This is a genomic window from Candidatus Symbiopectobacterium sp. 'North America', assembly GCF_015762685.1.
GTDB lineage: Bacteria > Pseudomonadota > Gammaproteobacteria > Enterobacterales > Enterobacteriaceae > Symbiopectobacterium.
This window is the reverse complement of record NZ_PEHF01000001.1, coordinates 127,032-148,940: the sequence shown is the minus strand read 5'-3', so window position 1 is coordinate 148,940 and position 21,909 is coordinate 127,032. Positions and strand designations below refer to the sequence as shown.

Below are 21,909 nucleotides of genomic sequence, written 5' to 3'. Positions count from 1 at the left end.
AGCATTATTTTCGGTTACGTTGTAGAATTGTTGTATCTCGCACCACATTCCCGTTGCAGGTAGCTTCTTGCAACGGAGAATGTGATGAGAATAAACGAAAAACGCAGGCTCCGTTCGGAGCCAATGCAAACGAAACAGCTTTGTTCCCCTATCGCCCGTAAGAGTGATCCAGACAGCGCTGTTCCGTATGCTGCGGTAAATAGGTATTGTTGATCTATTGGTAACACATGAACCCCATCCTAATAAATCGGTTACAAAGAAAACTGGGCTATACTTTCCAGCAGTACGACCTGTTATTGCAGGCGTTAACGCACCGCAGTGCCAACAGCAAACACAATGAGCGTCTGGAGTTTCTTGGTGACTCCATCCTGAGTTTTGTGATTGCCAATGCACTTTATCATCGCTTTCCTCGCGTCGATGAAGGGGATATGAGCCGTATGCGCGCCACGCTGGTGCGCGGCAATACGCTGGCGGAAATTGCGCGTGAATTCGAATTAGGTGAATTCCTGCGCCTTGGTCCAGGTGAATTGAAAAGCGGTGGCTTCCGCCGTGAGTCTATTTTGGCTGACACGGTCGAAGCGCTGATTGGCGGTATTTTTCTGGACAGTGATATCCAGAATATCGAAAGACTGATTCTGAATTGGTATCAGACTCGATTGGATGAAATCAGTTCAGGGGATAAGCAGAAAGATCCCAAAACCCGGTTGCAAGAGTTTCTGCAAGGGCGCCATTTGCCATTGCCTGCCTATCTGGTGGTGCAGGTGTGCGGTGAGGCACATGATCAGGAATTTACCATCCATTGTATGATCAGCGGTTTTAACGAACCGTTGATTGGTACGGGCTCCAGTCGGCGTAAGGCGGAGCAGGCGGCAGCGGAACAAGCGTTGAAAATACTGGAGATTGAATGAGCGAAGAGCAAACCTACTGCGGTTTCGTCGCGATTGTTGGGCGACCCAACGTGGGCAAATCCACGTTGCTGAACGAATTGCTGGGGCAAAAAGTCTCCATTACTTCGCGTAAGCCGCAAACCACGCGTCACCGCATTATGGGTATCCATACCGAAGGTCCTTATCAGGCTATTTATGTGGATACGCCAGGGCTGCATATTGAAGAAAAACGGGAAATCAACCGTCTGATGAACCGTGCTGCCAGCAGCTCCATCGGCGATGTTGAGTTGATCATTTTTGTGGTGGAAGGGACTCACTGGACCGACGACGATGAAATGGTCGTGGGCAAGTTGCGCGATCAAAAACGTCCGGTATTGCTGGCAATCAACAAGATTGACAATGTGACGGACAAAACCAAGCTGCTGCCGCATATCCAGTTTTTAAGTAAAAAAATGAACTTTCTCGACGTGGTTCCTCTTTCTGCGGAAAAAGGCACTAACGTTGACACCATTGCCAGCATTGTGCGCAAACACCTGCCTGTGGCTGAGTATCACTTCCCGGAAGATTACATCACCGATCGTTCGCAGCGCTTTATGGCGGCTGAGATTATTCGTGAAAAGCTGATGCGCTTTCTCGGTGAAGAATTGCCCTATTCGGTGACCGTTGAGATCGAGCGTTTCGTGACCAACGACCGCGGCGGTTATGACATCAATGGGTTAATTCTGGTTGAACGCGATGGTCAGAAGAAAATGGTGATCGGTAACAAAGGCGCCAAAATCAAGACGATCGGCATTGAAGCGCGTCAGGATATGGAAGCCATGTTCGAAGCCAAGGTGCATCTGGAACTGTGGGTGAAGGTGAAATCCGGCTGGGCGGATGACGAACGCGCATTGCGCAGCCTGGGTTACATCGACGACTTATAAGGTTAACGCCGATGGAAGGCTGGCAGCGCGCATTTGTCTTGCATGGGCGACCTTACAGTGAAACCAGCCTGTTGCTGGATCTTTTCACGGAAGACGAAGGGCGTGTGCGCGTGTTAGCCAAAGGCGCGCGTGCGCGCCGCTCTCCGCTAAAAGGATGTTTGCAACCGTTCACGCCATTGCTGGTGCGCTGGGGCGGACGTGGTGAAGTAAAAACCTTGCGTAACGCTGAACCGGTATCACTGGCACTACCGCTCACCGGCGTCATGTTGTACAGCGGCCTCTACGTCAATGAATTGCTTGCTCGCGTGTTGGAGCACGAAACCAATTTTTCCGCACTCTTCTTCGATTACCTGCATTGCTTGCAGCAACTGGCGGCGTTGAGCTCTTCACCGGAACCGGCACTGCGCCGTTTTGAGCTGGCGTTGTTGGGCTATCTCGGTTACGGCGTTGATTTTCTGCACTGTGCAGGCAGTGGGGAGCCCGTTGCAGACACCATGACCTATCGCTACCGCGAAGAAAAAGGGTTTATCGCCAGTATGATTGTGGATCAGCGTAGCTTTACCGGCTATGAGTTGCGTGTGCTGGCTGCGCGGGAATTTCCTGATGTGCAAACCCTGCGGGCTGCGAAACGCTTTACGCGTATGGCGCTCAAACCTTATCTGGGCAGCAAGCCATTAAAGAGCCGTGAACTGTTTCAAAAATCTGCCGTTTTACGTCCCCACACGCCACCTGTGGCAAAAGAATAATGACCTGAGCGGTAAACCTGTCAACCTCTCGCTATCTAAAGATAGCCGCAGTGGTAACGAACCGAAAGGCCAGTGTACACTGGTCGTCTAACGGTGATTCTTTTGAGGACTGATTTCATGGCAGAGCTTTTTCTAGGTGTAAATATCGATCATGTGGCGACCCTGCGCAATGCGCGCGGCACAGCGTACCCCGATCCGGTGCAGGCTGCGTTTGTTGCCGAGCAAGCCGGGGCGGATGGTATTACGGTTCATCTGCGTGAAGATCGTCGTCATATCACCGATCGCGATGTGCGTTTGTTACGCCAAACGTTGCAGACGCGCATGAACCTTGAAATGGCGGTGACGGAAGAGATGCTGGCGATTGCCTGCGAGCTTCGTTCTCACTTTTGTTGTCTGGTGCCTGAGAAACGCCAGGAAGTGACAACGGAAGGTGGGTTGGACGTTGCGGGTCAACTACCGCGCATGACATCAGCCGTGGCTCGTTTGCACGATGCGGGGATTCTGGTATCTCTGTTTATCGACCCCGAACGGGCACAAATTGATGCCGCTGTAGCCGTTGGCGCCCCTTATATCGAAATCCATACCGGTGCTTATGCCGATGCTCAGAACGATACGCTGCGCCAGCAAGAGTGGGCGCGTATTCGCGATGCAGCGGTTTATGCCGCCAGCAAAGGGCTTAAGGTAAATGCCGGACATGGCCTGACCTACCACAACGTGCAAGCTATTGCGGCCCTGCCTGAAATCCATGAGCTTAATATCGGGCATGCGATTATCGGTCGCGCCGTCATGAGTGGCTTGGCAGAGGCCGTCGCGGAAATGAAGGCATTGCTGCGGGAAGCCCGTCGTTAATGGCTATTCTGGGACTTGGCTCGGACATTGTGGAGATCGCCCGTATTGAGGCGATTATCGCGCGATCCGGCGATCGCCTGGCGCGCAGAGTGTTATCCGCACAAGAGTGGGTGCACTATGAAAAGCACCCGCAGTCTGCCTGCTATCTTGCCAAGCGCTTTGCTGTCAAAGAAGCGGCGGCGAAAGCCTTAGGCACCGGCATTAGCCAGGGGCTGGCTTTCGATCAATTCGACGTCTTCAACGATGCGTTGGGTAAACCTTGCCTGCGACTTTGGGGACGCGCGCAATCGATGGCGGAAAACTTAGGGGTGGAGGAAATACACGTGACCATTGCCGATGAGCGGCAGTATGCCTGCGCCACGGTGATCCTTGAGGGGGAGCGAAAACGCCCGCTCACAGACGATCGGCGTGATGCATAACAACAAACTTTTCCCATAATTGCTCTTGCGTTTCCACTTGTTGCGGGTCACGAATGATTGTATTGTCAATCGGGCATACCTTTTGGCAGGTAGGCACATCGTAGTGGCCCACACACTCTGTGCAACGCAGCGGGTCTATTTCATAGGTATCTAACCCCATGGAAATTGCCTGATTGGGACATTCAGGCTCGCACATGTCGCAGTTAATGCATTTAGGGGTGATCAGTAATGCCATTTCTTTATACCTTGCAAAACCAGCAGCGGGTTATACTCGTAACGGCGTAGTGAAGCACTCTCTTTCCCCGATATCTCTAGCATAAAATAGCGTAGTAAGCCAAATAATGAATAAAGTTTTCTGTGGCTTTGCCTATATCCATTTTTCTAAGTATAAGCAGGCTAACAACGTATCACATCAGGTCTTATGACAAAATGTATCGGGCAGTAGGGGAATTTAGGGGTTATACAGGCACTGCCTTCTGAACTTGGGGATGCGGCAGCTTTTGAACGCCAGTATTGGCATCACTGTCAAAGACGCTATAACTTTCAGCCTATTTACCGCACCAGCGGCAAACTGTTAGCGATAGAGCTGCTTACTGCTGTGTTTTCGCCAGCATTTCCGCAGCGTTTTGTTTCACCTGAAACCTATTTTGCCAGTATCAATGTGGCTGAGCGGTTACAGGTAGTGATTGAGCAAATGCAGCTTCTGTCGCGTTGGCATCCTCGCTTTATTCAGGATGGCATTCTGGCGTCAGTCAATGTGGACGGGCAAACGTTGGATGCGTTACAACAGAGCCATGAAGCGAAGCAGTTGATCGCATCCATGCCTTGGCTGCGATTTGAGATTGTGGAAAATCAGGGGACGCTCTCGCAAGAAGTCTTGACCATGTTTCCCGAAATGCGCCGCCTGTGGCTGGATGATTTCGGGGCGGGCGTCGCCAATTTTTCTTCGCTGATGCAAGCGCACTATGACTGTATCAAAGTGGCGCGCGAGCTGTTTATTTTGCTGCAAAAAAGTGATGAGGGCCGTCAGCTGTTCCCATCCTTGGTGGCGCTGCTGTCCCGCTTTTGTAATCACGTGGTGGTTGAAGGGGTCGAAACGCAGGAAGAGTGGGGAATGGTAATGCAAACTCGGGCTGACGCGGTGCAAGGGTATTTCCTCTCTCGCCCTCAGCCTTTTGAGAATTTTAGTGAGTTGAAATCTACGTTGTAATCTGAGCAGAGTCAGTTAAACCTGTTGGACTAGTATCACCGTTGGCGCGTTGGTTACTTGACACGATAATTTACATTTTATTTCTCCCTTTCTTCGTGCGCTGCTTTTTCGCCGTTTGCTGTCCTACCTGACATCTAAACGTTAAAAATGGTGATTCATTTTGTTAGACAGGCTCTTTTCATTGTTTGATTCTTGTAATTTTTTCAGCAATGGTGTTTTATATTGTTAATGATTAGTGGAATGAACCTTGCCGCTCCTGATCTTGATGGGGGCTCAACAGGTGCACATGATAAGTGAAACGATTTTGCATTGATGGTAACTTTATGAATATAATGAGAAAATTGGTTTTTTATTTAATGATAACGATCAATTATTGTACGATGATATATTTTATTGATTAAAGCGGTGATACCTATTGGTATAATTGATTTGCTTACAGAATTTTGATGTTCAAAATACGTAACATTGAAATTCGTAAGTTTTTTATTTCACTAGATAAACTTATAACACGAGTTATTATTCATCACCTTAACGCTAATTAAAGATACTCTGTTTGGACTTGTTATTTTTATTTACACACAGTGATAGATAGGGGCTTTATGCTGATGTTCCTATGTTTTTGAATTCATCTGAACACGGGAGCGTTTTTTCATCCCTCCCTCCCGCTCTCCGGAAAACTGCTGATCCCGAATCTGTATGGGATAGCGGCGCTTTGTCTGTGTGTTTCACTATCCGTGATGTGGTTTGTATGACCAGTCCTTCCGAGGACTGAGGGGCGTGTTATTGTGTATGAGATAATAATAACCATACTTATAATACTGTTGTTAGTTTCTGTTATCAGAAACAGGGGAAGCAAGCAAAAGTTTAAGCAGGATCGCGAAAAACAAGACTTCCTCGATACGATTTTTTATGCCACAGAATATAGCCCAGCTTCGATCATTATTGCGAATGAGAATTGTGAAATTCTTTATGTAAATCGTCAGTTTGTAACCATGTCCGGTTATATGCCCGATGAAGTGATCGGTAAAAAAACCAATATAATGAATTCGGGAATGACCAACCCCAGCGTCTATGAAGATCTCTGGTCAACGCTCGATCGTGGTGAAACCTGGAGCGGTGAATTTATTAACCGTCGTAAAGATGGGCAGCTTTACTGGGAAAAGGCCAATATTTCTAAAATCTATAATAAAGTCAAAGATTCAACGAATTATGTTGGGGTGAAGCTAGACATTACGGAGCGTAAAGCAAAGAAACATCACGATAACTCCTATAATTGCGCGTTAGAACTTCTCTCCAGCGGTGCTCCGTTGAAAGATATCCTTGATGCCATCGTGTTTAGTGTGGAGGAAAAAAATCCGGGCCGCATCGTCTGCTCCGTATTGTTGGTGGATAAAGAGAAGAAGTGCCTGACGTTGGCTTCTGCGCCCAGCTTGCCCGGTTTTATAAAAATGCCATTCATAACGTAAAAATCGCTGACGGTGCCGCCTCTTTTGGTACCGCAGCGTATACCGGTAAGCGCGTGATTGCGGAAGATATCTCCGTTCATCCTGATTGGTCATTGTATAAAGGGCTCGCGCTCTATGCCGGGTTACGCTCTTGCTGGTCTGAGCCAGTTATCGGCCAGAATAAAGAGATCCTCGGTGTGCTCAGCGTTTATCACCGTAAGCCCTATGTGCCCAATGAAGAGGAAACCTTTTCCATTGAAAAATCTGCGCAGTTGGTGGCGATTGCTATCGAACGGTACAGTGCGATTGATATGCTTCGACGCAGTGAAGAGCATTACCGCCAACTGGCACACTATGATTCGCTGACATCACTGGCAAACGGCCTAACGTTTGCGGAACAGATGGAACAGGCCATTTTGTTATCAAAACAGACAGGGCGTCGTATCTCTTTGATGTTTCTTGATTTGGATAAATTCAAACAGATCAATGACACCTTTGGTCATGCCATTGGCGACTTGTTGTTAAAAGAAGCCGCTGCACGAATGCGGAGTTCAGTATGAGATACTGACACTGTTTATCGCCGTAGTGGCGATGAATTTATTATCTTGCTGCAAGGCATTAAAGAAGAAGCTAACACTCTCTATGTTGCAGACAAGATTCATAATGCTATGAATAAACCTTTTGATATTGAAGGGAAAAAACTTGAGGTGTAATGCAGTATCGGTATTGCGCTCTATCCTGAGCACGGTACTGATTCACTGACGTTAGCCATCAACGCAGACTCTGCCATGTACCAGGCAAAAGCCATGGGGCGCAGCCAAACGCAAATCTACGTCGTACAAAACGGTCATCAGTAATAATTGGGTACATTAGGGAAACAAACAACACAAACTGCCATTAATTGGGCAGTTTGTGTGTTCAATGAAAGTCTTGAATAGTACAGTGTGATAATTAGCGTTCCCGCAGTGCTTCTGCATTTGCGCGGATGATGGGTTTAAGTAAATAACTTAGAATCGTTTTCTTTCCGGTAATAATATCCACGGACGCTACCATGCCGGGAATAATCACTAGGGGCTTATCCTCAGTGCCCAAATAATTCTTATCCGTGCGCAACCTAACGATATAAAAACTGTTGCCTTCTTTATCGGTCATGGTGTCAGGACTAATTTGCTCAACTTTCCCTTTTAATCCGCCATAGATGGTATAATCGTAAGCCGTCAGCTTAATAATTGCAGGCTGACCCGGATGCAGAAAGGCAATATCTCGCGGCGAGATTTTTGCTTCAACCAATAAATTTTCATCAAACGGAACAATTTCCACGATGTCGTTCCCGGGTTTGATAACACCACCAATGGTGGTGACCATCATCTGCTGCACAATGCCTTTCACCGGTGAGACCAGCAGCGTACGGTTTACGCGATCTTCCAGTGCTTTACCCGTGGCAGCTATCTTGTTCAGATTGGTTTGTGCTTCAGTCAACTGCGTCAGCGCATCACTTTTATAGCGTCCGCGCGTTTTCTGAATCTTGTTTTCAATTTCCTTGATGGCAGAGTCAGCACGAGGGATAGACAGCGTCATGGATTCCAACTGCCCTTGTGTTTCCACTTCAGCCCGTTTTAACCGCAACACTTCGACTTTGGATATTGCACCCTCGGCAATCAGTGGCTCTGACATTCTTATTTCTTGTTGCAGTAAATTGAGGCTATTACGAAATTGTGCCTGCTTGGCTACATAATTGCGCTGCTCCTGTTTTTTCTGCACCAGTTGTTCTTCCAAACCCGAGATCTCATTACGAAATTGTTGGCGTCTGCTGGTGTACAGATCCATCTCACCCTTAGCAATAGCAGGGGCTTTTTCTTTGATTTCTGGTGAGAAGTCTAATTCGCGATCGTTGATTTCAGCCGTTAACCGCTCGATACGCGAGAGCAGTCCTAACCTGTCAGCCTCCGTTTCGCCAACGTTTGAAGCGAAACGCGTGTCATCGAGCTTGCCCCTCGTGAACGTAAACCTCAGTGACGATACCGCCTTCCAGGTTCTGAATTTTTTGCAGACGGGATGATGGAATGGCCTTGCCGTCACCGCGCGTGACTTCATCAATACTGGCAAAAGCGGCCCACAAGATGAAAAACAGGAAAAAAAAGAAAATTGCCCACAGCGTAATACGAATCGCTTTGGGGGAATCTTCCAGCATCGCGCGGCTGACTTCAGGAATCGTCTGAAGCGTTTCCCAATCCCGGTAGGAGAAATAGCGAAGGATATCCGCGGTGTGTTTAGCGAGATGCATTGATCTGTCCTTTCTTTAACGCATCCATCACGATAGCCTTTGGAACATCGGCAATAATGCGGCCTTTATCGATAATGATTAAACGATCTACCAGGGCCAGCATGGAAACGCGATGCGTCACCAACAGCAGCGTTTTGTTTTGCAACACCGTCTGTAATGCCTGTTTTAAGCGATCTTCACTGGTGTTATCCATCGAACTTGTAGGTTCATCTAACACCATGATGGGCGGATCGAGCAACAGCGCGCGCGATGGCAACGGCCTGACGCTGACCGCCAGAGAGTTGCAATCCGCGTTCCCCCACCTGCAAGTTGTAACCATCCGCATGCAGGCGCGCGAATTCGTTGACACCGGCGATTTCGGCGGCGCGCAGCATGGATTCATCATCAATATAGCGAGCACCTCTGATCAGGTTATCGCTCAGAGTGCCGTTGATCAGTTGAATATCTTGCGGTACATAGCCAATGTTGTGGCGCAAATCGCTGACATCCAACTGACGTGTGTCCACGCCGTCGATCAAAATATTCCCTTCGCTTGTGGGATAAAGATTGACGATCAGTTTTTCCAGCGAACTTTTGCCTGAACCGCTGCGACCAATGATGCCAACTTTTTCACCTGCGGTGATAGAGAGATTGATGTTGTGTAAAGAGCGATGCTTCTGCTCAGGATAACTGAAGGTAACGTCACGGAATTCCAGTCCGCCTTGAATACGTTCGTGTTTAAGCGGCCGCTCATTCTCTTGACGTTCTTGCGGCAATTGCATCATCTCTTCGGTGGTCTTCATGGCTATCTTGGCCTGCTGATAACGCGTGACCAGGCCCGATAGCTGACCAAGAGGCATCAGTGCGCGGCCACTGAGCATATAGCTGGCAATCAATCCCCCCATACTGAGTTTGCCATCAATCAACAGATAGACACCCGCGATAATCATCACCATACCAGCGATTTGCTGGAACCCGAGCGTCAGGTTGACCGCCAGCGAAGAGAGCGCTTTGGCGCGCATTTACAATCGACTGAGACTGCCCAGCGTTTGTTGCCAACTGTGCTGGCGCTTACTCTGAGCATTATTCACTTTCAGCGCATCCAGACTGCTAAGCGTTTCTATCAGGGTGGCTTGACGCTTGCTGGCCAGCTCCATCGTTTTACTGATGGTTGCAACCAGCGGTTTTTGCAGCGCCCAGCTTACGGCTAAGGCAATAGGGTAGGTGAGTATCGGCACCCACACCAGAGGACCGCCAATCAGGCCAATCACCAGCAACAGCAGCAGTGTGAACGGGAAATCGATCAGCGTGGTTAATGTCAGCGATGAGAGAAAATCTTTTACCTATTGAAATTAAAGAGTATTTTTTGCGAAGCTGCCGACGCGGGCTGGTCGCGCAATCATCGACATCCCAATAATGCGTTCAAACAGTGAGGCGGAGATGATCAGATCGGTCTTTTTTCCTGCCATATCGAGGCAAATGCCACGCAGCGTTTTCAGGATAAGATCGAAAATAAACGCACCAATAACACCGATCGCCAGCACCCAAAGGGTTGCCGTTGCTTGATTGGGTACCACCCTGTCATACACATTCATCACGAACAGCGGCGTGGCGAGTGCGATGATATTGATAATAAAACTGGCCAGCACCGCATCGACATACAAGAAGCGCGACAGTCTCAGCGTGTCCTTGAACCAGGACTTGGTGTGTGGAATAAGCGATTCGTTTTGGATATCAAAGGTATGTCTCGGCTGCGCGAACAGCACCAGACCAAGATAATTCTGCTGAAGTGTGTTGCGATCAACGTGTATCTCGCCACCTTCCGTCTCACTCGGCATGATGCGCGCTGAACCATCGTCGTTCCAGCCAAGCAGCACCGCTGAACGGCTTTCTCGCAGCAATAACATGGCAGGCAGTGACATGCCGGGAATGTCATCCAGAGGGCGTTTTAGTACTCGACCTTGCAGCCCTGCGCGGCTGGCTGCGCGTGGCAGCAATGACACTGTCAGGCGCTGTTTTGCCAAAGGAAGACCCGCGGTGAGCGTAGCGCGACTCGCAGGCTTGCCCTGTAGCGCACACAAAATCAACAAACCATCCAGTAACGGATCGTCATGACGGGTGCGAGGATCGTTGTGTTCATGCACAACGGACGCTTCCGGAGTATCGATATCCTCGACGGAATGTAACTTCATATCACAGATCTTCCCTTACATAACACAGTCTGCCGTGCTTACCACACGCGTGATACGTGAGGTAAAACACGGCAGACAAACGAGTCACAGCCTCGTGCAACCCACTGTCGTTTCCGACGCAGACGCTAGTTTAACGAAGGCAAATCCACATCTGCCGTGACGTTATCCAAACTTTGTCCTGCTGTTGGGCTCTGAATAGAAAGGTTGCGCAGCAGGTCTCCCATTCTGGCCTTGATACGATATTCGGTAAACCTCTCAATGAATTGAATCTCTACCAGACGACGCTGTGCGGTGAGAAGCTCATTCTCACTGTCCAGCAAATCCAGCAGTGTGCGTTCGCCAATGCTGAATTGCTTTTGGTAGGCCGTGCGAACTTTCATACTGCGATCGGCATACTCAGCGGCGATGGGGATTTGCTGGCGGGCGTTATTCAGCGCGGTCCAGGCAAGACGCAGCTCTTCGTTCAACTGACGCAGCGTGTTGTTGCGAATATCCTGTGCCTCTTTAATTTGATACGCTTTTGCATCCGCGTTGGCCTTGTTGCTTTCCCCTTGATAGAGGTTGTAACGCATTCTGACCATTGCCTGCCACTCGTTGCTTTGCCCGCGAACGCCATCCACGTTGTTATTCATATTGGGGTCGAGTTCGATGTTGACACGAGGATAATAGGAGGACTTTGCGGCCTCATATTGTTGTTGTGTCGCAGTGATGTCTGATTCGGAGGACTTGAGTATTGGACTATTGGCCAGCATGAAGCGCCGGGCTTCGGCCAGCGAGGCGGGAATCGTCAACAATGCGGTATCTGGTAGTATCAGGTTGTCGGGCTCGACACCCGTAACGCTAAAGTAGTTGGTCTTCGCGTCATCAAGATTGGTCTGCTCGGTAAGCAGATTGTTCCTTGCCTGTGCCAAACGCGCCTCGGCCTGCTCGAGATCTGCCAGACGCGCAACGCCTTGCTGGCTGCGCAGCCGGATTTGATCGTAGATACGCTCGTGGTTGGCGAGATTATTTTGCGCCAGTTTGACGAATTCTGCCCGTTGCAGCACATCGAGATACACCTGAACCGCATTCAAGGCCACGTTCTCAGACGTATTAAGTACCTTGTAGGCTCGTGAATTGACTGTTGCTCTCTGCCGACCGACTTCGCTCGACGTAGCAAATCCGTCAAACAGCGTTTGTTGTAAGCTGATACTGGATTCACTGCGTTGCAGTTCTGTTTTACCGCCACTCGCGCGTGTAGAAACGGTATCTGTCTCCTCACGACCGGTTCCTGCGTTCAAGTTGATTGACGGCAAATACCCGCCCTTGACAGAGCGTAAATCATGATCGGCGGAAAGCCGACTGTTCACCGACCCACTGACTTCGGGATGCGTGGCAAGAGTTTGTTTGATTACATCCTGTAAAGTCGCAGCGCTGGAAGGCTGTGCGACCATAATCCCTAAAGGTAAAAAAGTGTATCGAAATACAGGTAGCATAATGCTGTTTTCCTTTATGGCATGTAAACGCTGTGATTAATTTGAATGCTTGGTTTTTTTGTGATTATTCTTAATTTCCCATCCGGCGATTTTTTCTCAATAGAACGCCGTGAGAGTTTTTAAAATCCTTTATGATCAGTTTATTGTGTTGTTATCTCATTCTGATTCGATGTTTGAGAAATATTTGATGCTCTTTTGTATTAAAGTTTGTAGCAAGAATATTCCGAATTTTTTATGATTATGCTTAGCGAGTCAAGTGATTGACGCCTATACCGTCATTTTTTGCTCTGGTAAACCGGTTTTCTCCATCATGGTTAACTCATTAGCGTGCTAATTGGTTAACATTTCTGGAGCGCTTTTTTTTTGCTTAAGCAAGTGTACGATCGACGCGCGCTGATTGATGACTGCACAGTTTCAAGGCCAGGAGAGCTAATCGCAGATTTACCCATCAGGATTATGTTGATATCCCCTTACAACAACTCAATATCTGTATAAAAATAATTATATATATCAAGGAGAAGCCGTAGTGAATAGCGTAATCGGTATCATTAAATTCGTTATCGAGCAAGTCTTCGTCATTTCTCTTGATGGCACACAGTGGTTATTAACAGCAGGTGACAAAATTTATCGTGGCAAAGAAATCGTCACGGGTGGCGACGGCTCCGTGTCTATCACGTTGCCAGACGGAAAAACCCTGGATGTTGGGAGAAACAGCCAGTGGAGTGACAACACCAACGTAGTGCCGCAGGCCACAGCGCAATACGCTCAGGATGTGGCAGCGTTACAGGATGCTATCGCACAAGGCGCAGACCCGACTCAAGTGCTGGAAGCGTCAGCGGCAGGTAATACTGGCATTGGTGAAGCGGGCGACGGTGGTGGCAGCCACGTTAGTGCCGCTGATATGGTCTTTTCCCTGACGGGGCAAGTGGTAGAGGCAACCGCAGGTTATGACACCCAAGGGTTGGCATTTGCAGCGACATCTACCGACGATCTGACCGGCGCTGACGCCGTAACTCTCGCCGCCGCAACAATCAGCGAAACGACACCTGATACTACAGCTCCTGCATTGACCATTGTTATCAATCCTGATGGCTCGGTGACCTTCACGTTTACCAAGCCGCCAGTAGGTTTTGATGCCAGTGATGTGAGCGTGAGCAACGGTACGTTAACCAACTTGGTTCAGGATCCTACCGATCCTACCCGCTGGACGGGTACGCTTACACCAAATCCCAATTTTGAAGGGACGGTCACTGTCACCGTTCCTGATGGTTCATATAGCGATGAAAACGGCATTCCAGGTACGGGGGGCAGGATTAGGTAACCGTAGATACGTTGCCCCCTGATGCAAGCATTACGATCGACCTTATTGCCAATGACGATGTTGTTAACGCAGAAGAGGCCGGACAGAGTCATAGCATTAGCGGGACGGTATCGGGTGACGTGAAGGCGGGTGATACCGTCACTGTGGCGATTGGTAATGAACGTTACACCACCACGGTGAATGCGGACGGTAAAACGTGGAGTGTGGACGGCGTGCCTGGTAGTGTGTTGGCAAGCAACAGTGTTGTCAACGCCTCTGTGACCACGTCGGATGAGGCGGGTAACCAGACTACCGCCAATGCTACGCGCCCATACGGTGTTGATACTACTGCGCCTGACGTTGCGATTACCCACTTTGCCGACGACGACGGCTATATCAATACTGCGGAGTCGAAAGCCACGCCGGTGAGCGGCACCAGCAGCGAGAAGACGGTTGATCTGATCTTTACCGATGCTAACGGCAAAACCGTGGAAGTGAAGGGTGTTTCCGTGGTGGACGGAAAATGGAGCACCACCGCCGTGGCGGAAGGCAAGGTGGACGTCAAGGCCACCGCCACTGACCCGGCGGGTAACCAGGCACACGACACCGCCAGTTCGACGCTGGATGTCACTGGTCCGTCGGTAGATATCGAGCACTTTGCCAGTGATGACGGCTATATTAATACCGCGGAGTCGAAAGCCACGCCGGTGAGCGGCACCAGCAGCGAAAAAACGTTGGATCTGGTGTTTACCGACGCCAATGGCAAAACCGTGGAAGTCAAAAACGTCACGGTGGTGGACGGCAAGTGGAATACCACCGCGGACCTGAGCGGTCTGGTGGAAGGCAAGGTGGACGTCAAAGCCACCGCCACTGACCCGGAGGGCAACCAGGCACACGACACCGCGTCCTCGACGCTGGACGTGACCGGTCCGAGCGTGGATATCGAGCACTTTGCCGGTGATGATGGCTATATCAATACCGCCTAGTCCAAAGCCACGCCGGTGAGCGGCACCAGCAGCGAGAAAACGGTGGACCAGCTGTTTACCGATGCCAACGGCAAGACGGTAGAGGTGAAGGGTGTTTCCGTGGTGGACGGCAAGTGGAGTACCACCGCGGACCTGAGCGGTCTGGCCGAGGGCAAGGTGGACGTCAAGGCCACCGCCACTGACCCGGCGGGCAACCAGGCACACGATACCGCCAGTTCGACGCTGGATGTCACCGCCCCTGAGATAGATATCACTGGATTTGCGGGTAACGACGGCTATATCAATCAGCAAGAGTTGGGTAGAACCTTTATTGAGGGGACGAGCAACGAGCGTTTCGTCAACCTTACCTTTACGGATAGCAATGGCAAATCAGTCACTGTCAGCAGTGTGCCGGTCTTTGACGGGAAATGGCATAACACGGTTAATTTGGGGGCGCTGGCGGAAGGTAAAATCACCGTGGTGGCGACGGCAACGGATGCGGCAGGGAACACCGCGCAAGATAGCGCCAATGCCATAATGGATAAAACCTTACCTGAAATTGATATCACCGATTTTGCAGGTAATGATGGCTATCTCAATGCGAGCTAGTTGGCCGGAAAATTTATTCAGGGCACCAGCACAGAAGATCATGTGACATTGGTCTTTACAGACAGTAAGGGTAAAGAGGTCACACTGACTAATGTGCCTGTTGTTGATGGTAAATGGAGTACTTCAGCCGATCTGAGCACATTGGCAGAAGGTAAAATTAAGGTGGTTGCAACGGCAACGGATCCAGCGGGTAATCAGGCTCACGATAACGATCAAGCCATATTGGACACCAAACCGCCTGTCGCGCACGACGAGACGGTGACTGGACTGGAAGATACGCCGGTACACATCGGCAGGGATAGTCTGGGCGTTTCTGGCGATACGTCCAGCGTGGTGATTTCCTCATTGCCACCGGCCAGCCCTGGTACGCTGTATTACAACGATAATGGTACCTGGAAACCCGTCACGGAAGGACAGTCGTTTAACTCGGCCAATACAGATTTGCGTTTTGATCCTGCGGCAAATGCTTCCGGCTCTCCTTAAAGTATTGTGAATTACACGCCGGTGGATAAAGCCGGTAACGTTGGCGTAGAAACGGCGCTCAATATCGATATTACGCCAGTAGCGGATGCACCGACGGTGATGCTGGATATTACCTGTGGAAACAGTACGCCGAGTGGTGAAGTGATTCACATTAATGGTGGCAGTGCTAACGGTGGCTTTGATATTCAGGATGGGAAAATTGTTGCCGTCGGCAATGGCGTGCGGGTCTGGTTAACCGAGGGGGATCCGATCCCAACATTGGTGGGTACCGGCAGCTATTCGTACTATACGCAGAGCAATACCAACGGCAGCGACGGCTACAGCGATATTTTTGTTGTCCACTCGAACAGTGGATATTTCTATCGTCAAAGCGATTGGCCAGCGGATAAGAAAGAACTAAGGTCCTTGGATTCGTTCGGTGGAAACCGTGAAACGAATGACGCTAGCGCTCATAAAGATTATGTGTTTGTGATGAAAGAGGATGGCTATACCTACAATTCTACTTACAACACGAATAATAATCAGCCAACGAGCGTCAATACCCTTGATGGTGTCAAAGTTAACTACACTGACAGCAACGGGCAATCCCATTCGTTTACCAGTCAGGTAAGTAACAATTTGGGTGGGGTGATTTACAGCGATGGCACCACTATGGCTCCGGGCAGCAACGCTACGGTAACGAAAGAAACCTACTCTGGTAAGCAGGAACATACGCTGGACGTCTCGGCCTCACTGACCGATCTCGACGGCAGTGAAACGCTGCCGGGCATTACGCTGACCGGCCTGCCGGAAGGCACCAAAGTGGTTGATCATATCAACAACGATGCGACCTATACCGTGGGTAAAGATGGCACTTACACCATTGCCAACGCGTTGTCGGGAACGGTCACATTGTACGTGCCAGTGGCGGCAGTCAAGTTTGAGGTGGTTGCTCAGGCAACGTCAACCGAAAAACTCAACCATGACACCGCGACCGGTTATTCGACGGAAGGCGTTGAGCAGTAGGGTGCCGCCATTGGGACTACCGGTGATGACACCGTTCAGGGGACCAACAGTAATGATGTGATGATCGCGGATGTTTCCGGTCTGCAACTGGTAGAAGGCACCAACTATAACATCGCGTTTATGGTAGACAGCTCGGGCAGTATGACCACTACCGATATCGCCAACACGGTTGCTTCTCTGAAAAACGTGTTTAACAGCCTGATCAACAGTGCCAACGGTGCGCATGCAGGGAAAGTGAACGTGTTCCTTGCTGACTTCGACACGCAGGTTGGTCGTACGGTATCAGTGGATCTGAAAGATTCAACGGCGCTGACTCAGCTCACCAGCGTGCTGAATTCCATGGTCGGTGGCGAGAACGGTGGCGGTGCCAACTATGAGGACGTGTTTAAAACCACGGCCAACTGGTTCCAAAGCACGGCGGTGAAAAATAATGTTGGTACCAACCTGACCTATTTTATTACCGACGGCGAACCGACCTACTATCAGAGTAACGAAACAAACCAGGTACAAGTTGGTCGAACATCCTAAGTGTTGAATATTGATAATATCAATATTCAGGTTGGTCAGTCCTATTCAATGAGTGTTTATGGAAAAACGCGTGAAATCATCGGTGCCAGTGGTGATGTTTATAAATACACCTCCAGCAGCCCCAATTCTCGCTAACTTGTTGGCCACGTACATGCGCAGGGCGACGGCACTTATGAAATCTCTACCTTAGGCGGTTGGGGCAACAACGATGGTGACTACGGTTACTACAATCGTTACTACAGTCAGCAAAACGCAGACGCTGCATTCAAGTTGTTGCAATCGGTATCGCATAACACCATTGAAGCGATTGGCGTAGGCAAATCGCTCGATGCCAGCAGCCTGACGCGTTACGACTCCGACGGTGTTGTTCAAAGCCAGATCGATCCTACCAAGCTGAGTGAAGCGATCCTGGGCAGTAACAAACCGTTGCCCAGCGGTGATGATACGCTGAACGAGGGGATTGGTAATGACATCCTGTTTGGTGACGTGGTGCGCTTTGACGGCATCGAAGTTAACGGCTTGTCGGCACTGCAAACCTATATCGCGCAGCAGATGAAGGTCTCCAGCGTTACGGTGCAGGATATGCATCATTACATTACCGATCACCATCAGGCGTTTGATCTCTCTTCCAGCAACGATTGTGATGACAAACTGTACGGCGGATCGGGCAATGACATTCTGTTTGGTCAGGGTGGCAATGACCTACTTAACGTCGGTGAGGGAAACGACATCCTGTACGGCGGCAGTGGCAACGATATCTTGATTGGTGGTAAGGGCAATGACACGCTGATTGGTGGTTCAGGGGCGAATACCTTTATGTGGCAAAAAGGCGATACTGGCTTTGATGTCATTAAAGATTTCAACCCAGGCGAAGGGGACAAGATCAACCAGCACGATCTGCTCGGCGATCTGGATAAAGGTGCCGATTTTAGCCGCTATATCCGCTTTACCGATCATAACGGTTCTCCCACCATTGAAGTCAGCACCCAGGGTGACTTCTCGGGCAACGCAGGCGGGACGGTGAATGTGTCTATCACACTTGAGCATTACAGTGGATCAATGACTTCGCTGGAAAGTCTGGTCAGCAAGCCCGAACAGACGGTAAACTGAGTTGCATTACTTGCGCCCGGAGAAGGCATCGGTCTTCTCCGGGGTGAGGCAGCCATACCGTACCGGAGAGAAGAGGTGGTGCATGTATTATATCCAGCGTGATAGCCAAGGGTTTTTATTCAGAGTGGCGTATGTGCCCTTCGACGAGATGACCGGTAAACTGGCAAAAGATTCTCCGGAAGCGATCCTGTGGCGGAAAAATCAGGAAGTGATGCTCAATAGCTTGCAACAGCTACGCCAAAGCGATTTGGAAATGGTGCGTGTACTTGAGGATTTAATTCAGGTGCTGACGCAGAAAGGTGTCATCAATATTACCGATTTCCCTGCGGCGGCACAGTTGAAGCTGATTAACCGGGCCCATGCACGTGAAGCGCTCAACAGCGGGCTCAGCAAGCTGATTAATGACGAAGATGAGACGATGTTTTAAGTCTCAGTCGCTGCGCTTTTCTCTCTCAGGTGCGTGCAGGCAAGCTTGTCTGCACGCACTATTACTATTAACGCCCTTAAACACTATTTCAGCAACAGTGTGTTATCTGGCGCGGGAAACGGTTCTCCTAGCAAGCGCCCCATAGCCCCCTGTAACCCCATGCCGCGCAGCGTATCCAGTTCACCCTCGGTTTCTACACGCTCAGCGATCAGCGGCAAATCGATGCTGTTGGCGGTGCGATAAAAGGCTTCAATAAACACCTTTTTATCGTTTTCCCGATCGATATTACGAATGTAGCTGTCATCAATTTTCAGGTAAGCAAGCCCCCATTGCGCCAGATTACCTATCAGGTTAAAGCGCCCGCCGAAGTGCTGTAGTCCCAGTTGGCAACCGTATTCGCCGAGTATTCGCCGAGTAATGCGATCAGCGCTTCAAGATGATGGGTTTCCGGCAACTGGTTTTCATCCAGCTCAAGGATCACTCTGCGCGCCCGCTCGGGATGGCCCTTAAGCGGTGCCAGCATTTGCGTCAGCAGGTTTAAATCCAGCACGGTACTGCCCGACAGACTCAGCGCCAGCGTGCCGGAGTTGCGCGACAGATAATCCAATGCTTGTGTTTTACCATCACCTGATCTAACCGGGCATTCCAGCCGAAGCGCTGGATCCAGGGGAGGAAAAATCCCGCAGCGATGCTGTTTCCCTGCTCATCGTTGATACGCGCCAGTACCTTATGATGAAGAATATCACCGGGAGGGGCGCAGCGGCAAACCGGCTGAAAGAACAGTTGCAGGCATTCCTCATTCAGCAGGGTATCCAGGCGATTAAACCACAGGTGGCGATCGGCTTCTGCCGGTGAATTGGCTTCATTTTCCGCCAGCGGCGCATGATGCAGCGGGGAGCTTTCTGCCCGCGTGAGCGCATGGTCACCCTGTATCAACAGCGATTTCAGGCTATCGCCATGCTTGAACAGCACCATGCCCAATGCGGCAACGGGTGAACTGTCGATCTCGCCCGTTAACGCGAGTGACTCCAGGTTGTGTGAGAGTGCGACGACCAGAGTGTGCGCTTCTTTTTCTGCCATGCCGGGGCACAACAAGGCAAATTCACCGCCGCGCAAACGTGCCAGTACACTCTCCTGTTCGGTATAGAGCTTTTGCGCGGTACGCATCATTTTCGCCATGGTTTCCAGCAGAGAATCGGTGCGTTGGCCACCGAGCCGTTGGTTGAGACCTGCAAGATCCTGTATGCGAATCATGATGAGATAACCTGGCGGTGTCTCTTCATCGCTGCTTTTGTCATTGAACTGCATCTCAAAGGCACGACGGTTAGGCAGACCGGTTTGTGGATCCTGATAAGCTTCTTGACGTAAGCGTTCACTTCGCTCGGCCTCTTTCTCAAACAGCATCTTCAGCCTGCTGACCATCAGGTTCATGGCCTGCTCCACGCAGCGGAATTCGGGCGTGCTGGGCAGATCCGGCTGAGTGAGGTACTCACGGCGGGTGATCGCCAACGACTGTTTCACCATGTAGTTCAAGGGGGGCAACTGGCGGCGCAGCAGCAGCGCGCCAATCAGTAAGCCGAACGCTGCGCAGCCCAACAGCCATAGGGCGCCCGCAGAGGTGCTCTGCCACAGACGGGTAATGGCGAACATCGGGTGGCTGACCACTTCTACTTTTGCTGCCTGCTCCCACCCGCGCATCACGATAGCCTCGCCATTGCCCGGCGTCAGATTGACCAGCCGCACAAACCAGGCCGGAACATTAGGAATTTCTGGCGAGGCGATGCGTTCCAGCGTGATATTGCTGGTTTTAATATCACGCACCCGAATGCTGGAAAAATAGCCGCTATCAAAAATCAAGCTGACCATTAATTCCACCATGGCCGGATCGTCGATATTGGGCGTTAGCAATAATCCGAGTGCTATGGCGGCATCCTGCGCATGGAATTGCAATTGGTTATTCGACTGCTCGCGTGAATTTTCCAGACTGACAAAAAAACTGCCGCTAAAAATCACCAGCACGAATAAGCAGATGGCTATCAAAAGTTATTTGTATAGAGACATAGCCTAATCCTACTCTTCAAGAGAAAAACCTTCGGCCCGCATTTTGGTCAATACATCTTGCCAACGCGAAAGCCGTTTACTGTCGCCGACCCGTTTATTGCTGCCGCCACTGCCGGGTAGTCACAATCCCTCTGCGTTAAAGGAATAAACGGGGATGAGGTCGGTGCGCTGCGTCGCGGGTAATATTTTATCCGTTAGATTATCCAACACCAGCGGAATAGAGGTTGGTGTTGGATAATAAGCAACGATCATATGTGCCTGATTGAGGCGTAATGCTTTAACGTAAGTAATTCGCAACTTTTCATTCGGAATACCGAGCCGACGTAGCGTAAAATATTTTGCAATAGAATAATCTTCGCAGTCAGCCATTCCTTTGCGCAGCGCTTCGATGGGCGTTGCCCAATAATCTTCCTGCTGCCAGATGACATGATCGTCGCGAAATAGCAGCCGTTCATTAAAAAAACGGTTTACCGATTCCAATAATTTTTTTCATCGCTGCTGGGCAATGAGCTTAATAATGCCTGCCACTCATTAATTCGCTTACGCGCTTCCGGTGTTGCGGGGCCGTAAAGTTGTTCTGTGCACTGATTAATGGTGACGAAATCCCAATCCGCGCGCAGCGTTGCCGTCAGCAGCAACAGACTGCTGAACAGCAGAAGCAGAACCCTTTTATTACGCCATGTCGTTATCCAGCGGCCATTCACTGGTGTTTCTCTTCGCTATTGACTGAACCAGAGTAAGCCTCTCATCCTCATTGCGGTGTGCAGGCCTTATTGCGTGAAAATACGCCATGTGGCCCTGTTGAACACAAGGCAGACATACACACCTTCCTGGCGTGAAGAATAGAATAGGCGCTGAGGGCGGAAACGCTGTCGATACAGACGAATTGTCGTTAACTATTATGGCAGAATAACCTACTTTTATGGCAGCCAAAAGTAATTATACCCGCCATGTTTTACGTCGCCGCGCTGTCACTCGAATCACCTCTTTAGCCCTCTTCCTGCAACGCGAG

16 protein-coding genes and 5 pseudogenes are annotated in these 21,909 nt (G+C 50.1%); 15 read left to right on the top strand and 6 right to left on the bottom strand.

The genetic code is table 11. The features are described 5' to 3' along the window. Positions 1-227 precede the first annotated feature (227 nt). The 5 genes from rnc to acpS all read left to right on the top strand — a co-directional run bounded on the left by rnc (position 228) and on the right by acpS (position 3,824). Complete coding sequence (rnc, locus tag CS369_RS00700; protein WP_196905607.1) at positions 228-908, top strand: ribonuclease III; 681 nt, start codon at positions 228-230, stop codon at positions 906-908. Further along, on the top strand, positions 905-1,810 hold the full coding sequence (gene era / locus CS369_RS00695) for a GTPase Era (RefSeq protein ID WP_196905606.1): 906 nt from the start codon (positions 905-907) through the stop codon (positions 1,808-1,810). The genes rnc and era overlap by 4 nt, the downstream gene beginning before the upstream one ends. A gap of 11 nt (positions 1,811-1,821) precedes the next feature. After that, the gene (gene recO / locus CS369_RS00690) at positions 1,822-2,556 is read left to right on the top strand and encodes a DNA repair protein RecO (RefSeq protein WP_196905605.1); all 735 of its coding nucleotides are present in this window, start codon (positions 1,822-1,824) and stop codon (positions 2,554-2,556) included. Between the two features lie 117 nt (positions 2,557-2,673). Continuing rightward, a complete protein-coding gene (gene pdxJ, locus CS369_RS00685) occupies positions 2,674-3,405 on the top strand; it encodes a pyridoxine 5'-phosphate synthase (RefSeq protein ID WP_196905604.1) in 732 nt (243 codons plus the stop codon). Further along, positions 3,405-3,824 (top strand): holo-ACP synthase, encoded by a 420-nt coding sequence (gene acpS, locus CS369_RS00680; RefSeq protein WP_196905603.1) that lies wholly within the window; start codon positions 3,405-3,407, stop codon positions 3,822-3,824. The genes pdxJ and acpS overlap by 1 nt, the downstream gene beginning before the upstream one ends. Here acpS and CS369_RS00675 read toward each other — a convergent pair. Beyond that, positions 3,799-4,059 carry a YfhL family 4Fe-4S dicluster ferredoxin gene (locus tag CS369_RS00675; RefSeq protein WP_196905602.1) on the bottom strand — a complete coding sequence of 87 codons (261 nt, stop codon included), beginning with the start codon at positions 4,057-4,059 and terminating at the stop codon, positions 3,799-3,801. The two genes, acpS and CS369_RS00675, sit on opposite strands and share 26 nt — an antisense overlap. Before the next feature lie 225 nt (positions 4,060-4,284). Between CS369_RS00675 and pdeH the strand changes: the two genes are divergently transcribed. Together pdeH and CS369_RS24775 are read left to right on the top strand one after the other, a co-directional pair. Next, entirely contained in the window at positions 4,285-5,034 is a 750-nt protein-coding gene (pdeH, locus tag CS369_RS00670; RefSeq protein ID WP_196905628.1) for a cyclic-guanylate-specific phosphodiesterase, read from the top strand. Between the two features lie 785 nt (positions 5,035-5,819). Beyond that, positions 5,820-7,336: pseudogene (locus tag CS369_RS24775) on the top strand (diguanylate cyclase domain-containing protein). 94 nt (positions 7,337-7,430) lie between these two features. On the opposite strand, the pseudogene CS369_RS00660 reads toward CS369_RS24775, so the two are convergent. From CS369_RS00660 to CS369_RS00650, 3 genes and pseudogenes are all read right to left on the bottom strand, one after another. After that, positions 7,431-8,763 (bottom strand): annotated as a pseudogene (locus tag CS369_RS00660) (HlyD family type I secretion periplasmic adaptor subunit). Next, positions 8,750-10,934: pseudogene (locus CS369_RS00655) on the bottom strand (type I secretion system permease/ATPase). Before CS369_RS00655 ends, CS369_RS00660 begins: the two co-directional pseudogenes overlap by 14 nt. A 125-nt stretch (positions 10,935-11,059) precedes the next feature. Next, positions 11,060-12,367 carry a TolC family outer membrane protein gene (locus tag CS369_RS00650; protein ID WP_374191013.1) on the bottom strand — a complete coding sequence of 436 codons (1,308 nt, stop codon included), beginning with the start codon at positions 12,365-12,367 and terminating at the stop codon, positions 11,060-11,062. A gap of 568 nt (positions 12,368-12,935) precedes the next feature. On the opposite strand from CS369_RS00650, the gene CS369_RS00645 reads away from it, so the two are divergent. The 8 genes from CS369_RS00645 (at position 12,936) to CS369_RS00610 (ending at position 18,836) form a co-directional block, all read left to right on the top strand. Continuing rightward, entirely contained in the window at positions 12,936-13,730 is a 795-nt protein-coding gene (locus tag CS369_RS00645; RefSeq protein ID WP_196905600.1) for a retention module-containing protein, read from the top strand. Positions 13,731-13,741: 11 nt separating this feature from the next. Then, complete coding sequence (locus tag CS369_RS00640) at positions 13,742-14,695, top strand: Ig-like domain-containing protein (RefSeq protein ID WP_196905599.1); 954 nt, start codon at positions 13,742-13,744, stop codon at positions 14,693-14,695. A 15-nt stretch (positions 14,696-14,710) separates the two neighbouring features. After that, positions 14,711-15,283, top strand: coding sequence for an Ig-like domain-containing protein (locus CS369_RS00635; protein WP_196905598.1), 573 nt, complete (start codon positions 14,711-14,713; stop codon positions 15,281-15,283). Then, positions 15,284-15,766 (top strand): Ig-like domain-containing protein, encoded by a 483-nt coding sequence (locus CS369_RS00630; RefSeq protein ID WP_196905597.1) that lies wholly within the window; start codon positions 15,284-15,286, stop codon positions 15,764-15,766. 6 nt (positions 15,767-15,772) lie between these two features. Continuing rightward, positions 15,773-16,771, top strand: a complete 999-nt coding sequence (locus CS369_RS00625; RefSeq protein ID WP_196905596.1) for a hypothetical protein — start codon at positions 15,773-15,775, stop codon at positions 16,769-16,771. Between the two features lie 60 nt (positions 16,772-16,831). Continuing rightward, on the top strand, positions 16,832-17,299 hold the full coding sequence (locus CS369_RS00620; protein ID WP_244664679.1) for a vWA domain-containing protein: 468 nt from the start codon (positions 16,832-16,834) through the stop codon (positions 17,297-17,299). A gap of 270 nt (positions 17,300-17,569) precedes the next feature. Further along, on the top strand, positions 17,570-18,409 hold the full coding sequence (locus CS369_RS24345; protein WP_196905594.1) for a calcium-binding protein: 840 nt from the start codon (positions 17,570-17,572) through the stop codon (positions 18,407-18,409). Between the two features lie 82 nt (positions 18,410-18,491). After that, a complete protein-coding gene (locus CS369_RS00610; RefSeq protein WP_196905593.1) occupies positions 18,492-18,836 on the top strand; it encodes a tryptophan synthase subunit beta in 345 nt (114 codons plus the stop codon). Between the two features lie 83 nt (positions 18,837-18,919). Here the strand turns inward: CS369_RS00610 and CS369_RS00605 are convergent. Together CS369_RS00605 and lapG are read right to left on the bottom strand one after the other, a co-directional pair. Further along, positions 18,920-20,876 (bottom strand): annotated as a pseudogene (locus tag CS369_RS00605) (EAL domain-containing protein). A gap of 30 nt (positions 20,877-20,906) precedes the next feature. After that, positions 20,907-21,586, bottom strand: a pseudogene (gene lapG / locus CS369_RS00600) (cysteine protease LapG). Positions 21,587-21,909 lie beyond the last annotated feature (323 nt).